Genomic DNA, 12,974 nt, shown 5'->3' with positions numbered 1-12,974 from the left:
CCGAGCGCTCAGGACGACACGATCAACGGTTGTCCAGGGGCGAGGACGTGGACGGACGTGTCCGGCGCGATAGCGGCGGACGCGTCGACGTAGAGCCCGGGGTCGCGCTGGGCCTTCGTCATCACGCGGTCGCCGATCGGGCCGCTGGTGAACGCGTAGTGGATGGGAACGGCAAGGCGCGGGCGCAGGGCTCGGGTGAGTTCGGCGGCCTGCGCGGCGTCCATGACGACCTGCCGGTTGAACGCGGGGCGGATGCGCAGACCGTTGACCGGTAGCAGCGCCAGGTCGAGTTCCGGATAGCGCACGGCCACCTCGTCCAATTCGGCGATGCGCAAAGTGTCGCCGCCGAAGAAGACGCTCGTGCCGTCGGCGCGCAGGACGAAGGTGATCTCCGGGACGCCGTGGCGTGCGGGCGCCGCGGTGACCTCGATCGGGCCGAGGTGGGTCTGCTCCCACGGATCCAACTCGACGACATTGCGGAATCCGGCGGTACGGACCCGGGATGCGAGGCCGCGGACGACCGCGAACGGGACGGACTTGTCGGGGTAGGCCGCCAGTGCGCCGAGATCGCAGTGATCGTAGTGGCCGTGGCTGATCACGATGCCCGACAGTTCGGGCAGGTCTGCAGCGGTGGCAATGCTGCGCGGCTCACCCTGCCGATAGAAGGGCCGCTCGGACAGCCACGGGTCGGTGAGAATTCTCGCTCCCCCGAAGTCGAGCAGAACGCTGGCATGCACTACGCGAGTCACAGTGACCGACATGGAATTTCCTGACTAGACGGGTGTCTGCTGACAGTTGTTAGTGGACACCCGTCTTGTTAATCTGTCAAGATGCCGCCACCGAAGAGGAATCGAAACCCCCGCGGTGCGGGAAGCAAACTGCGCGAGGACTTGATCGAGGCCGCGAGTGGCCTACTGGAGACGCTGGACGGTCAGGAGTCGCTGTCGATGCGCGCCGTCGCGCGCGCGGTGGGCATCGCGCCGCAGAGCATTTACCTGCACTTCGCGGATCGACGGGAACTGCTGACCGCGGTTTATGAGGCTCGCTTCGCCGAGTTCGGCGCCGTGCTGACGGCCCTGCCGGACGGCGATGCTGCCACTCGGCTGCGCGAGATCTGCCGGGCCTACTGCGCATACGGCTTGCGCCATCCCGGCCATTACCGCGTGTTGTTCGCGACCGCGGGCACCCCGGGCTGGGAACCGACCGATGCTCAATTGCCCGGCCTGCCGGTTTTTCGTCACCTGGTGGATGCGGTGGCGGCCACCGGCAGCGCCGATCCCACCGCTACCGCGGCTTGCCTGTGGGCCGCCCTGCACGGTCTGGTGATGCTGCGCCAGGATCGCCCGAGCTTTCCGTGGCCGGATCTCGACGTGCTGCTCGACACCCTCGTCACCGCCCACCTCGCGGCGCGGTGATCAGGTACTACCTGTCCATGCGCGCCTTCGCCCGCACGATCGCCTCGTCCAGGTACCGGGCGATATCGGCGCTGGTACCCGGCCGGATCATCAGGGCGCGGTTCGCGGGCACTTCGCAGTAGCGGCCGTCGGGCGTGTCGATCCAGCGGAGGCGGCCGGTGCGCAGCGGTTCGGCGTTGCGCGGCCCGAGCAGCACGACGGCGGTGCCGCGGGTGGCGCACGACTGCCGCCAGAAGCGCCGGTAACGCTCTTTCGCCTGGCTGGCGGGCGCGTTGCCGAACACATCGGGGCGCTCGTCGTTGAGATCGTCGAGCAGGAAGCTCTTCTCACCCACCGTTCCCGCCGTGGCGTCCGGGAGCAAGCGCACCACTTCGGTGGCGAGCTGATCGACCCGGCAGCGGCGCAACCGGACTCGGCCGCCGTCCGGCGCGGGCGACTGCACGGCGAGCACGCCGGAGCCGGAACGGGTGCCGCAGGCGACGGCGCGCAGTTCGACGCCCGCACGCGTGTTGTCGTAGCCGAACAGCTCGATACGCCAGTCCGGAACGGCCAGCGTGCTGATCGCGCTGCGCAGTGGCAGCCGTTCGTCCCGCCCGAGCTCGGCGCGGAACTGCCGCTGATACGCCTGGTACTCGTTGAGACCGGGGAAGCGGCTGGTGAACCGGAACGGAAACGGCATGCGGTCCAAGCCCGTTGCGAACCACGCCGCGGCGAACTGCTCGGCCGACAGTGACCACTGCGCCGTCATTGCTCACCGAGTACCGGCGGCACCGTCGGTTTCACCTCGCCGAGCAACTCTTTCGCGTGCTCCTCGGTGCGCAGGTACTTCGGCGACTTGTGCTCGTCGTCGTCCGTGCGCCTGCCGCGCATCCCCGGCGGCATCATGCCCGGGTACCCCGAAGCGCCCGTCGCTCCCGTGCGCCCCGGTGCGGCGGGTTGCCCGTTCGCCGCGGCGGGGACGGTGGGCTGGGCGGGCCGAGAGGTGCCCGGTCGCGCTCGGTTGTCCGAGGCGTTCGGGGTTCCGGTCGTGCCCGGGGTGGCCGGCTTGCTCGGCGTGCCGTTCGGTCTGCCGTTGAACGAGGTCGGGACGACGGTGGTGGGCGTCGTTTGCGGCGGCGGCGAGGAGGAGGGCGCGACCGATGTGGCCGAAGTGGACGTCGGCGTCCTCGCGACGGTGGATGCCGGAGTGGTCGGCGTGGCGTCCTGGCTCTGGGAAACCGCCTGAGACGTGACGGTTTGCGGTGTGTTCTCGGCTTCCGGCTGCGCTTGGTCCGCCTGTTCGCCGTCGTCCGCCGAACCGGCGGGGGAGGCGGTGTCCGCGGCCGAAGGCGCGCTGCCGGACGGGGAGTTGTCCGTGGAGCGGGCGCCCGCCACGGCCTGCGAGCCGACGTTCGCGCTCGTCTCCACGCCTGTGCCGGTTTCCGCACCGATCGGCGCCGCGGCGGCCGGAGCGACCGGGGGCGGGAGCGTCGGGATAGCCGGAGCGGTGGCCCCGTACGGCTGGATGTACTGGGTGTTCATCTCGTCGCGGGCCTGCTCCTCCCGCGAATTGCGCTGTGCCGGATCGGCCGTGCCATTCGAGGTGTCCAGCAGATCCGGCACCGACAGCTTGAACTTCGCCGCGGCGTCCGCCGCCGCCGACAGCGGCAAACTCTGTGCGCCGAGTGCGTCACCGAGTTCGCCCACCCGCGCCGCGTAATCTCGCACGCCGCGGACCGCGCTGTCGGCCGCCGCGCCCTCCCAGTGCTGTTCCACCGCGTTCTTGATCGCGTCCTCGAAGCGCTGGCCCGCGTTCGTCACCGCAGCGGCGATGGCCGACCACGCGGCGAACGCACCGTCGAGCGCGGCCGGATTCATCGCCTCGGCAGCCTGTTTGATCTCCGCGTGCGAGAAACTCTGCGCGTTCTCCGGATCGGTGATCGCGCGTCCGTCGGTCTGTCTCATGATCGCTTCCCCCGGTGTTCAGCTGCCCGCGGGCAGCAGCGGTGCGACTGCTCCGGCGATATCGGTGGCGATATCGCAGGCGGCGAGGTGCTTGTTCGCCGACGTCTGCGGCACATTCGTCAGGATGTAGAGCGAGCCGGACCTCATTTCGACGTTGATCGTGCAGCCGCCAGGTACGTCCGGACGGGCTTCGTAGCGGACGGCTTTCCGATCGCCCGCCGAGATATCCACGGCAGCAGGGTATTTGCTGCGTACCTGTTCGATGGTGCCGTTGGTGGTCTCGACGACGAATCCGTACCCGGCCCGTGCGACATACCGGCACCCCCTCCAGGTGACGCCGCCCTGGCTGTCCTGTTTGGGTTCCGGGGGTCTCGAGTCCCACTGGCGCTCCGCGAGCAAATGGGGTGTCAGTGCGGTGCAGGGATCGAACGCGGGCTGTGCGTTCGTCTGTGGTGATGCGCTCGAACGGGACTCGGTCGCGCCGGTGGCCGATGTGGCCGGATCGTTCGATGTCGTCCCGCCGCATCCGGAGAGCAGGACCAAGCTCGCCGCTCCGGCGACGAATCCGATTGCCCGAAAGGCTGTTCCGGCCTTCATACGCTGAGCTCCCGCAGTGCCGCCGCGAATTCCGTATCGGTCCGAACGTAGCCGTCGCGGATGGCTTCGAACATGGATTTGATCTCTTGCGCCACGGAGATGTACTCGGTGAGGGTGTCGAAGGCGTTGTTCGGGCCACCGAAGGCCTTTTCGCGGAACAGCCGCACCAGTTCGAGGGCGGAGGTCAGCTTCGGATTGTCTTCGCCCAGCCCCCAGTGCTGCCGCTCACCGAGCTCGCGCGCGTCGGTTTGTGCCGCGACGAGCGTGTCGATCAACTCCTGGCAGGCCCGGTCGATGTCCACGAACGCTTGCGGGTCCATCCGCACCCGCAACGCCCCGGTTTTCGCAGCTTCGATGTACCCGGGAAACGGGCTGTCCGCCATTGCCGCCCCTTCCGTCAGTGCCGTCTGACCTTATAGACGCAACCCGTCTCGCTCCGGTTCCATCGAAACACAGCCGAATCCTCGGGTCGCCCCGTCGCGCCGCTCGTCGTCGGCCGCGCGACGGTTCCCAACTGGGATGTTGTGCCGGGCCCCGGCGGGTGCGGCGGGGCCGATCGCTGTCAAGGCCGCTGACGAGCGATCAGCGCGCGTTCGCCGCGGCGACCAGCGCGGGGTAGTCCCGCAGATCGATGTCGTTGGCGGCGTTGTCGCCGAATTTCGCCATCAGCGCGAACATCCGGGAGCCGAGGAACCAGTTGCGCATCTTGATGCCCCGCGCGGTTTTCGGGGCCAGGAAGCGACCGGCGTTGCTGTTGCCCGCGATCTTCGCGTAGCGCTTCATGTGCTCGTCGTAGCGAGCGAAGGCGACAGTATGGTCGCCGCCCGCCAAGGCCAGTTCCCCCGCGATGACGTACGCGCCGACCACGGCGAGCCCGGTGCCGAAGCCGCCGAGGGTGTTCCCGTACCCGGAGTCGCCGACCAGCGCGACACGTCCCTTGGTGTAACCGTCGGGCATCTGGACCTGGCTGATCGAGTCCATGTAGAAGTCGTCGAATCCGGTGAGCTCGGCGAGCATTCGCGGCACCTCCCACCCGACTCCGGCGAAGGTCTCGGCGAGGATGCGCTGCTGAGCGGCGATGTCGTCGCGGGCGTAGTCGAGCTCGGGCGCGGCGAACATGTACATCTGCTGTGCCTTCGGTCCGCCGCTGACCGCGAGTCGGCCGGGAGCGTTGTGGCCGCGGGCGACCACCCGCTCGCGCGGTCCGGTGGTCTTGCCGCTCCACGGGCTGGCGCCCGCGACGGCGTAGTAGTAGCCCAGGTGCTTCACGAAGTCCCGCTCGGGACCGAACGCCAGCCTGCGGACCCGGGAGTGGATGCCGTCGGCGCCGAAGACCAGATCGAAGGTGCGGGCGGGCGCGTGCTCGAACTCGACGTGCACGCCGGCGGCCGTCTCGGTGAGCGCGGTGATCGAATCGCCGAACAGGTATTCGCAACGGTCGGCGGTGCGCCGGTAGAAGATCTCGGCAAGGTCGCCGCGCAGGATCTCCACATCGCCGCCGGTGAAATCACCCGACATCAGCGCCAGCTCGGCGCCCCGCTCGTCCACGAAGACGGTGTCGGTCGTGCCCGTCTTGCGCTGCTCGATGTCGTCCAGCACGCCCATCCGTTCCAGCACGGTGCGGTGGGTGCTGCCCTTGAAGTCGATCGCCTGACCGCCAGGGCGCAGCGCCGGAGCGCGCTCGACGACGGTGACCGCGAAGCCGTAGCGGTGCAGCCAGTAGGCCAGCGCGGGTCCGGCGACGCTCGCGCCGGAGATGAGCACGGTGGTGTTGCGCATGGAGTTCTCCTCGTCTCAAATCTGCGTCCGGTGGAAACTGTATCCGATGGACGCTGATTAGCGTATGGTAGACACAGTTTCACGTCAAGACGTTCTCCGGAAGGATTTCGGGCATGCCGACACCGACCACACTGGAACTGCTCTGGGGTACCGGTCAGCGGCCCAAGCGCGGACCGAAGCCCGCGCTGTCGCTGGAGCGGATCGTCGCGGAGGCCGTCGCGCTGGCCGACGCCGAAGGGCTGGCGAACCTGTCCATGCAACGGCTGGCCGAGCGCCTCGGCTTCACCAAGATGTCGCTGTACCGCTACGTGCCGGGCAAGGCCGAACTCGTCGCACTGATGCTGGACACGGCGCTGGGCGCGCCGCCGGAACTGAGCGCGGGCGAGGAGGCGTCGGAGAACGACTGGCGCGACCTGCTGCGCGTGTGGTGCGAGACGATCTACGCGCGCTTCAGCGCCCACCCCTGGTCGATGGAGGTGTCGGTCGGTTTGCGGCCGGTCGGCCCGAACGAAGTCGCGTGGATGGAGTCCGCGCTCGGCGCACTCGCCGGGACCGGGCTCACCGCCGCCGAACGGCTGGACACGATCGTCCTGCTGACCGGGCATGCCCGCAGCCTGGCGCAGCAGGTGCGACTGGCGGACGCCGACGAATTCGAGAAGCAGATAGCGGCTCAGTTCGCCGAAATGGTGGCCGCCGCGGCCGATCGATATCCGGCCGCGGCCGCCGCGTTCGCGGAGGGCGGCGCGGTCGCGGGCGGGGACGGCGCGCTGAAGTTCGGCATCGAGCGCATCCTCGACGGACTGGCCGTGCTCATCGCGCGCCGCGGGTGACCGCAGCGGCCTACGCTCGGACCATGACCGACGAACCCGACCTGAAACAGGACTCGACCACCACGGTGCGGGAGTTCTTCGCCGCGCTGGAAATGGGCGCCTCGGAGGAGGCGATCGACCTGTTGCACCCCGACATCGTCTGGAAGAACACCTCGCTGCCCGATGTGAAGGGCATCCGCAGGGTCGGCGGCGTGCTGCGCGGCCTGCGCCGCGACTGGCTCGGGTTCGGAGTGGACATGCACCACATCGCCGCCGACGGCGACGTCGTGCTCACCGACCGCACCGACTACCTGCGCTTCGGTCCGGTGCGCGTCGGGTTCTGGGTGACCGGCACCTTCCGGCTACGCGACGGCCGAATCATCTTGTGGCACGACCACTTCAGTTGGGCGAACTTCCTGCGCGGCACGGCTGTCGGCCTCTGGCGCGCGGCGCTCACCCGCCGCTGACCTGGTCTCAGGAGTGCTGGGCCAGGTAGTCGAGATAGACCGGTCGCAGCACCTCGGCGACCGCGCCGTCACCGGCGTGGACGTAGTCGTCGAGCATGGGCAGCACGTACTTGATGTCCGCCTCGCTTTCGCCGACATTGCCCGCGGCGGCCTCCGCGGCCGGGATCGACGTGAGCAACCGCCACAGGAACTTCACATCCCCCCGCCGCACGGCGAGCTTCATCGCCCGGTCGTGCAGTTCCTTCGACGACAGCTTCTCCAAATCCTCGTTACCGGACATACCAGCGACTCTATCCGCCGAATCGGGCGACAGCGACCGCGTGGCGAATCCCGTCCCGGCCCGGACGTCGTGCTGCGATAACCGCTATGACACCGCAACCCCGACCCGGCTTCCGGATCAAGCGCGTCTACGACGATCCCGACCCCGACGACGGCACCCGGGTGCTGGTCGACCGGCTCTGGCCGAGGGGCATCACCAAAGCGCAAGCGCGGGTCGATCGCTGGCCCAAAGCGCTCACCCCGACCACCGAATTGCGGCGCTGGTTCCACGCCGACCGGGACGCGCGCGGCCCGGAATTCGCCCGCCGCTACCGTGCCGAACTCGCCGCGCCGGAGGTTCAGCAAGATTTGCGGGATTTACGTGCCCTGGCAGCCGAAGCTCCGGTGACATTGCTCACGGCCGTACAGGATCCGGCGCACAGCCATGTTCCGGTGTTGCTCGACGTGCTGCGCTGAACCCTCGCGACGTGCGGGTTTACGACATGTTCACGGACACGCCTCGCAGTCCCCGAGCGCGGACACCGGAATCGGAGGTAGCGTCGGGTGTGCGGGCCGCGGCGGTGTGGCTCGTACGGGAGGTCCTGACCGTGACTGAGCTACTCAGTACGAGGGGGCCGGAGCCCGGCCCTCGTGGCATCTGACGGCAACGTCGGGTCCATCAGGACGGACCGGTCCAGCGAGATCGTTCGTGCGACTGCCGCATGAACACAGAGGAGCCCACCGTGACTGCTGCACGCTCCGTTTCCGCTCCCTCGGCGAACTCCCGCTCCGCGAAAGGCGGAGCCGCCGCGAAGGGGGCCCGCCCCTCGCAATTACCCGGCAAAACCTTCGTCATCGACACCTCCGTCCTGCTGTCGGATCCCGGTTCCTTCACCCGGTTCGGCGAACACGACGTGGTGTTACCCCTGGTGGTCATCAGTGAACTCGAAGCCAAACGGCACCACCACGAGCTGGGCTGGTTCGCGCGAGAAGCTTTGCGCAATCTGGACGATCTGCGCCTGCAACACGGCAGGCTGGATCAGCAGGTGCCGATCGGCACCGAGGGCGGAACGTTGCAGGTGGAACTGAACCACACCGATCCCGCGGTCCTTCCGGTCGGCTTCCGCACCGACACCAACGACTCGCGGATCCTGGCCTGTGCGCTCAATCTCGCGGCCGAGGGCCGCGAAGTGGTGTTGGTGTCCAAGGACATTCCGCTGCGGGTCAAGGCCAGTGCGGTGGGCTTGCACGCCGACGAGTACCACGCGCAGGACGTGGTGACCTCGGGCTGGTCCGGCATGGTCGAGCTCGACGTCAGCACGGCGCGCATCGATCAGCTCTACGCCGAGTCGGTGATCGATCTCGACGAAGCGCGAGAACTGCCCTGCCACACCGGCGTCCGGCTGCTCGGCGTCAGCTCGAGTGCGCTGGGCCGGATCACGCCGGACAAGCGGGTGCAATTGGTCCGCGAGCGCGAGGCGTTCGGGCTGCACGGGCGTTCCGCCGAGCAGCGCATCGCACTCGACCTGCTGCTGGACGAGAGCGTCGGCATCGTCTCGCTCGGTGGCCGGGCCGGGACCGGCAAGTCGGCGCTGGCGTTGACGGCGGGCCTGGAGGCGGTACTGGAACGGCGCACGCAGCGCAAGGTGGTGGTCTTCCGCCCGCTGTACGCGGTGGGCGGCCAGGACCTGGGCTATCTGCCCGGCACCGAGAGCGAGAAGATGGGCCCCTGGGCGCAAGCGGTCTTCGACACGCTCGACGGGCTGGCCAGCCGCGAGGTGATGGAGGAGGTGCTCAGCCGCGACATGCTGGAGGTGTTGCCGCTGACCCACATTCGCGGGCGGTCGCTGCACGACTCCTTCGTGATCGTGGACGAAGCCCAGTCGTTGGAGCGGAATGTGCTGCTCACGGTGCTCAGCCGTCTGGGAACCGGCTCGCGGGTGGTGCTCACCCACGACGTCGCCCAGCGCGACAACTTGCGCGTCGGCAGGCACGACGGGGTCGCGGCGGTGGTCGAGAAGCTCAAGGGCCATCCGCTCTTCGCGCACATCACGCTGACCCGTAGCGAGCGCTCGCCGATCGCGGCGCTGGTCACCGAGATGCTGGAGGAGTACGGCCCCAACGCCTGATCCCGCGACGCCGTTCGCCGGCGTGTTTCACCGCATGTCCGGTGGGTATCATCGGCCGCGATAGCAGTTCGATATGACCCGGTGGCCGCTCGTCGGTCACCGGGTCATCGTCTGACCAACGGCCGAGGCTATGCGCGGCGTCGTCACGGAATCCGTGGTGCGCCGGCAGCCCACAGCGAGAGGATGGACATGCACCACTTCGCTCGACGAACGGCTGGATTCACCGCAGTACTCGCAGCGGCAGGGCTGGTCCTGGCCGGCTGCGGCGGCGACGACAACAAAGACAACGGCGCCAAGACCGGTATGGCCAGCATGACCGGTATGGTCACCTCGATCGCGAGCCCCACCACCACCGCCGGGATGACCACGCACACCGGCGCGAGCCCGACGACCACGGGCGCGGCCGAGGCGACGACCAAGATCGCGACCCCGGCGGGGGAGATCGCCGTCTCCGGCGCCATCTACGACAAGTATGTGCAGCTCGGCGGCCCGACCGGTCCGCTCGGCGCACCGCTGCAGGCCGAAGAGGACGCACCCGACGAGGGGCACTACCAGGACTTCACGGGCGGCACGATCTACGAACCCAAGGAGGGCGAAGCGCACGTCGTCTGGGGTGAGATCCGCAAGGCCTGGGAAGACAACGGCGGCGCGCAGGGACAGCTCGGCTACCCGATCAGCGACGAGAAGGACATCCCCGGCGGCAAGCAGAGCGACTTCACCGGCGGCACCATCACCTGGGTGAACGGTACTATCACGGTCACGCCGAAGTAGGAACCAGATACTCGGCGTCCGGGATCGCGGTGTGGTCTCGGTTGCCTGTGAATCCCATCCATCCGCCCCGCTCCGCGGGCCAAGCCGCTAGGTTATCTCGGTGCAAACTCTCCTGACCGATCGCGAATTGCTCGAATCGCTCGCGGTGGACGTAGAACTGCTGCTGCGTAAGCACGTGGACGCCGCCGATGGGTGGCAGCCGCACGACTTCGTGCCGTGGGACGACGGGCGCAACTTCGCCTTCCTCGGCGGTACCGACTGGGCGGCGGAGCAGTCCGAGCTCGGCGAAACCGCCAAGCTGGCGTTGACCGTTTCGGTGCTGATCGCCGACAACCTGCCCTCGTATCACCGCGAGATCGGCAAGTACCTGCGCACCGGCGCGTGGTGGCGCTGGGTCGGCCGCTGGACGGCCGAGGAGAACCGCCACGAGATCACCATCCGCAACTACCTCATGGTGAGCAGGTCCGTCGACCCGGTGGAACTGGAGCGGTTGCGCATGGAGCACATGACCAAGGGCTTCCGCCGCCCGGCGATGCACTTGCTCGACGTGCTGGCGACCTGCGCGTTCGAAGAGGCCGCCAGCGCGATCCGGCACCGCAACATCGCGGCGCTCGAGGAGAACCCCCTGGTCACCGCCATCGCCGAGCGCATCGCGCTGGACGACGAACTGCAGTCGGTGTTCTTCGCCGACCTGGTCTCCGCCGCGCTCGATCTGGCGCCCGACCAGACCGTGCGGGCCATCGCCGACCGGGTCGCGGGCTTCGAGGTCCCGACGGTGACGTTGCCGGACGGCCGCGACAGCGATGTGGTGCTCGCCGAGGCGGGCATCTACGACCGCGCCAAGGAGGGTGAGTTGGTGTTCGCCCCGCTGCTGAAGCGGTGGAACATCTTCACCCGCACCGATTTCGGTCCGGAAGGGGAGCAGGCGCGCGAGGAGCTCGCGCACTTGCGCGACTGATCCGCATTTCCGGGCGCAGCGCACGAACGCCACCTCGACAGCCTTCCGGCTACCGAGGTGGCGTTCGTTTCGGCGCGGGTCAGTCCTGCTCCTTCACCTTCGCCATGGCGAGCACGTCGAGGCGGCGGTCGAGTTCCTCCTCGGTCAGCTTCTCGTCCAGCAGGCCGCGGTCGATGACCGTCTGGCGGATGGTCTTCTTCTCCCGAAGCGCTTCCTTCGCGACCGCCGCCGCCTCCTCGTAGCCGATCGCCGAGTTCAGGGGCGTCACGATCGAAGGCGACGACTCGGCGAGCGTGCGCAGGTGCTCGACATTGGCGACCAGGCCGCGCACGCACTTGTCGGCGAACAGCCGGGAGACGCTGGCCAGCAGGCGGATCGACTCCAGCAGGTTGCGCGCCATCACCGGGATGTACACGTTCAGCTCGAATGCGCCGTTCGCGCCCGCGAACGCCACCGCGGCATCGTTGCCGATCACCTGCGCGCCCACCTGGGTCACCGCCTCGGGCAGCACCGGGTTCACTTTGCCGGGCATGATCGAGCTGCCCGGTTGCAGATCCGGCAGCTGGATCTCGGCCAGGCCGGTGAGCGGACCAGAGCCCATCCAGCGAATATCGTTGGCGATCTTGGTCAGGCTCACCGCGATCGTGCGGAGCGCGCCGGACGCCTCGACCAGACCGTCGCGCGCGGCCTGCGCCTCGAAGTGGTCCTCGGCCTCGCGCAGCGCATCGATGTCGGTGGCGCGCACGAGTTCCGTGACGACCTTCGCGCCGAAACCCTCGGGCGCGTTCAGCCCGGTGCCGACCGCCGTGCCGCCGATGGGCAGCTCGCCGAGCCGCGGGAGCGTGGCCATGATGCGGTCGATGCCCGCAGCGACCTGCCGGGTGTAGCCGCCGAACTCCTGGCCGAGGGTCACCGGGACGGCGTCCATCAGGTGCGTGCGGCCGGACTTCACCACGGTGCGCCATTCCGTGGACTTGTCCAGCAACGCCAGCCGCAGATGCTCCAGCGCGGGAACCAGATCGGTGATGACCGCTTCGGTGGCGGCGAGATGCGTTGCGGTGGGGAAGGTGTCGTTGGACGACTGGGACATGTTCACGTCGTCGTTCGGGTGGACGGTGACGCCCTTCGCCTTGGCGAGCGAGGCGATCACCTCGTTGGCGTTCATGTTCGAGCTGGTGCCGGAACCGGTTTGGAACACGTCGATCGGGAACTGATCGTCGTGTTCGCCACGCGCGATCTCGTTCGCCGCGGCGATGATGGCATCGGCCTTCACGGGATCGAGCAGCCCCAAATCGCGGTTGACCGTGGCGCACGCGGCCTTCAGCAAGCCGAGCGCGCGAATCTGCGCCCGCTCCAAGCCGCGTCCGCTGATCGGGAAGTTCTCCACGGCCCGCTGGGTCTGCGCCCGCCACAAAGCGTCCACCGGAACCCGGACCTCGCCCATGGTGTCGTGCTCGATGCGGTACTGCGTCTCCTCGCTCATGATCCCGACCCTATGCCGCGGCAGCGGCCCGTGGGGCAGCCACGCCTGAGGTCATTCGCACACCTCGGCAGGCCTTCGCTCGGGAATACGAACTGTTGTCCGGTTCCCCGCCCCACACGGCTCAAAGCTGTGTCCCCGTCCCGAACATGCGGGTACATGCGGTCCGCAAGAGGCGCACGAAGCGACGGGTGGAGGCTGCCGGGGGGCCATCAACGGCGCGCATCGGGTGCTGCCGGTTTCCAACCTGCAGGACCACCGACCCCAGCCCCCGATTTCGAGCGAAGCGAGACCGAGCATGCGCCGTTCGCGGCCCGGCTCGCGTTTGCGCGGCCACCGCGTCCGCGACGAAGTCGCCAGCGGTGGT

15 protein-coding genes are annotated in these 12,974 nt (G+C 68.5%); 7 read left to right on the top strand and 8 right to left on the bottom strand.

Annotated features, from left to right (window positions below; all coding sequences use genetic code 11):
• Positions 1 to 8: 8 nt before the first annotated feature.
• Positions 9 to 761 carry an MBL fold metallo-hydrolase gene (locus ACFV2O_RS32005; RefSeq protein WP_379255298.1) on the bottom strand — a complete coding sequence of 251 codons (753 nt, stop codon included), beginning with the start codon at positions 759 to 761 and terminating at the stop codon, positions 9 to 11.
• A gap of 69 nt (positions 762 to 830) precedes the next feature.
• Between ACFV2O_RS32005 and ACFV2O_RS32000 the strand changes: the two genes are divergently transcribed.
• Positions 831 to 1,415 carry a TetR/AcrR family transcriptional regulator gene (locus ACFV2O_RS32000; RefSeq protein ID WP_379255297.1) on the top strand — a complete coding sequence of 195 codons (585 nt, stop codon included), beginning with the start codon at positions 831 to 833 and terminating at the stop codon, positions 1,413 to 1,415.
• Positions 1,416 to 1,422: 7 nt separating this feature from the next.
• Here the strand turns inward: ACFV2O_RS32000 and ACFV2O_RS31995 are convergent, their stop codons facing one another.
• From ACFV2O_RS31995 to ACFV2O_RS31975, 5 genes are all read right to left on the bottom strand, one after another.
• A complete protein-coding gene (locus ACFV2O_RS31995; RefSeq protein WP_379255295.1) occupies positions 1,423 to 2,163 on the bottom strand; it encodes an ESX secretion-associated protein EspG in 741 nt (246 codons plus the stop codon).
• Positions 2,160 to 3,359 carry a hypothetical protein gene (locus tag ACFV2O_RS31990; RefSeq protein WP_379255293.1) on the bottom strand — a complete coding sequence of 400 codons (1,200 nt, stop codon included), beginning with the start codon at positions 3,357 to 3,359 and terminating at the stop codon, positions 2,160 to 2,162. The genes ACFV2O_RS31995 and ACFV2O_RS31990 overlap by 4 nt, the downstream gene beginning before the upstream one ends.
• An 18-nt stretch (positions 3,360 to 3,377) precedes the next feature.
• Complete coding sequence (locus ACFV2O_RS31985; RefSeq protein ID WP_379255292.1) at positions 3,378 to 3,956, bottom strand: DUF3558 domain-containing protein; 579 nt, start codon at positions 3,954 to 3,956, stop codon at positions 3,378 to 3,380.
• Positions 3,953 to 4,339 (bottom strand): hypothetical protein, encoded by a 387-nt coding sequence (locus ACFV2O_RS31980; RefSeq protein ID WP_379255291.1) that lies wholly within the window; start codon positions 4,337 to 4,339, stop codon positions 3,953 to 3,955. Before ACFV2O_RS31980 ends, ACFV2O_RS31985 begins: the two co-directional genes overlap by 4 nt.
• Before the next feature lie 199 nt (positions 4,340 to 4,538).
• Positions 4,539 to 5,735 carry an FAD-dependent monooxygenase gene (locus ACFV2O_RS31975; RefSeq protein WP_379255289.1) on the bottom strand — a complete coding sequence of 399 codons (1,197 nt, stop codon included), beginning with the start codon at positions 5,733 to 5,735 and terminating at the stop codon, positions 4,539 to 4,541.
• Between the two features lie 113 nt (positions 5,736 to 5,848).
• On the opposite strand from ACFV2O_RS31975, the gene ACFV2O_RS31970 reads away from it, so the two are divergent.
• Positions 5,849 to 6,565, top strand: a complete 717-nt coding sequence (locus ACFV2O_RS31970) for a TetR/AcrR family transcriptional regulator (RefSeq protein ID WP_379255287.1) — start codon at positions 5,849 to 5,851, stop codon at positions 6,563 to 6,565.
• 23 nt (positions 6,566 to 6,588) lie between these two features.
• A complete protein-coding gene (locus tag ACFV2O_RS31965; protein WP_379255285.1) occupies positions 6,589 to 7,011 on the top strand; it encodes a limonene-1,2-epoxide hydrolase family protein in 423 nt (140 codons plus the stop codon).
• Positions 7,012 to 7,018: 7 nt separating this feature from the next.
• Here ACFV2O_RS31965 and ACFV2O_RS31960 read toward each other — a convergent pair whose 3' ends face one another.
• On the bottom strand, positions 7,019 to 7,291 hold the full coding sequence (locus tag ACFV2O_RS31960; RefSeq protein ID WP_039800723.1) for a hypothetical protein: 273 nt from the start codon (positions 7,289 to 7,291) through the stop codon (positions 7,019 to 7,021).
• 86 nt (positions 7,292 to 7,377) lie between these two features.
• Between ACFV2O_RS31960 and ACFV2O_RS31955 the strand changes: the two genes are divergently transcribed.
• The 4 genes from ACFV2O_RS31955 (at position 7,378) to ACFV2O_RS31940 (ending at position 11,127) form a co-directional block, all read left to right on the top strand.
• Entirely contained in the window at positions 7,378 to 7,746 is a 369-nt protein-coding gene (locus ACFV2O_RS31955; RefSeq protein ID WP_355078605.1) for a DUF488 family protein, read from the top strand.
• A 266-nt stretch (positions 7,747 to 8,012) separates the two neighbouring features.
• Entirely contained in the window at positions 8,013 to 9,398 is a 1,386-nt protein-coding gene (locus ACFV2O_RS31950) for a PhoH family protein (protein WP_355078606.1), read from the top strand.
• Positions 9,399 to 9,587: 189 nt separating this feature from the next.
• Positions 9,588 to 10,169, top strand: a complete 582-nt coding sequence (locus ACFV2O_RS31945; protein ID WP_356966749.1) for an esterase — start codon at positions 9,588 to 9,590, stop codon at positions 10,167 to 10,169.
• A 100-nt stretch (positions 10,170 to 10,269) separates the two neighbouring features.
• Positions 10,270 to 11,127 carry an acyl-ACP desaturase gene (locus ACFV2O_RS31940; protein ID WP_379255284.1) on the top strand — a complete coding sequence of 286 codons (858 nt, stop codon included), beginning with the start codon at positions 10,270 to 10,272 and terminating at the stop codon, positions 11,125 to 11,127.
• 79 nt (positions 11,128 to 11,206) lie between these two features.
• Here ACFV2O_RS31940 and ACFV2O_RS31935 read toward each other — a convergent pair whose 3' ends face one another.
• Positions 11,207 to 12,610: a class II fumarate hydratase gene (locus ACFV2O_RS31935; RefSeq protein WP_355078609.1), complete on the bottom strand. Its 1,404-nt coding sequence runs from the start codon at positions 12,608 to 12,610 to the stop codon at positions 11,207 to 11,209.
• Between the last annotated feature and the right edge of the window lie 364 nt (positions 12,611 to 12,974).

The organism is Nocardia sp. NPDC059691, from assembly GCF_042733915.1.
Taxonomy (GTDB): domain Bacteria; phylum Actinomycetota; class Actinomycetes; order Mycobacteriales; family Mycobacteriaceae; genus Nocardia; species Nocardia sichangensis.
Note: the sequence above shows the minus strand (reverse complement) of the source record. Positions and strands in the feature narration are given on the sequence as shown.

What these genes read in the sequence shown, in the direction of transcription:
- ACFV2O_RS32005 (WP_379255298.1), bottom strand. Translation starts at nt 761, where the DNA reads ATGTCGGTCACTGTGACTCGCGTAGTGCATGCCAGCGTTCTGCTCGAC.
- ACFV2O_RS32000 (WP_379255297.1), top strand. Translation starts at nt 831, where the DNA reads ATGCCGCCACCGAAGAGGAATCGAAACCCCCGCGGTGCGGGAAGCAAA.
- ACFV2O_RS31995 (WP_379255295.1), bottom strand. Translation starts at nt 2,163, where the DNA reads ATGACGGCGCAGTGGTCACTGTCGGCCGAGCAGTTCGCCGCGGCGTGG.
- ACFV2O_RS31990 (WP_379255293.1), bottom strand. Translation starts at nt 3,359, where the DNA reads ATGAGACAGACCGACGGACGCGCGATCACCGATCCGGAGAACGCGCAG.
- ACFV2O_RS31985 (WP_379255292.1), bottom strand. Translation starts at nt 3,956, where the DNA reads ATGAAGGCCGGAACAGCCTTTCGGGCAATCGGATTCGTCGCCGGAGCG.
- ACFV2O_RS31980 (WP_379255291.1), bottom strand. Translation starts at nt 4,339, where the DNA reads ATGGCGGACAGCCCGTTTCCCGGGTACATCGAAGCTGCGAAAACCGGG.
- ACFV2O_RS31975 (WP_379255289.1), bottom strand. Translation starts at nt 5,735, where the DNA reads ATGCGCAACACCACCGTGCTCATCTCCGGCGCGAGCGTCGCCGGACCC.
- ACFV2O_RS31970 (WP_379255287.1), top strand. Translation starts at nt 5,849, where the DNA reads ATGCCGACACCGACCACACTGGAACTGCTCTGGGGTACCGGTCAGCGG.
- ACFV2O_RS31965 (WP_379255285.1), top strand. Translation starts at nt 6,589, where the DNA reads ATGACCGACGAACCCGACCTGAAACAGGACTCGACCACCACGGTGCGG.
- ACFV2O_RS31960 (WP_039800723.1), bottom strand. Translation starts at nt 7,291, where the DNA reads ATGTCCGGTAACGAGGATTTGGAGAAGCTGTCGTCGAAGGAACTGCAC.
- ACFV2O_RS31955 (WP_355078605.1), top strand. Translation starts at nt 7,378, where the DNA reads ATGACACCGCAACCCCGACCCGGCTTCCGGATCAAGCGCGTCTACGAC.
- ACFV2O_RS31945 (WP_356966749.1), top strand. Translation starts at nt 9,588, where the DNA reads ATGCACCACTTCGCTCGACGAACGGCTGGATTCACCGCAGTACTCGCA.
- ACFV2O_RS31935 (WP_355078609.1), bottom strand. Translation starts at nt 12,610, where the DNA reads ATGAGCGAGGAGACGCAGTACCGCATCGAGCACGACACCATGGGCGAG.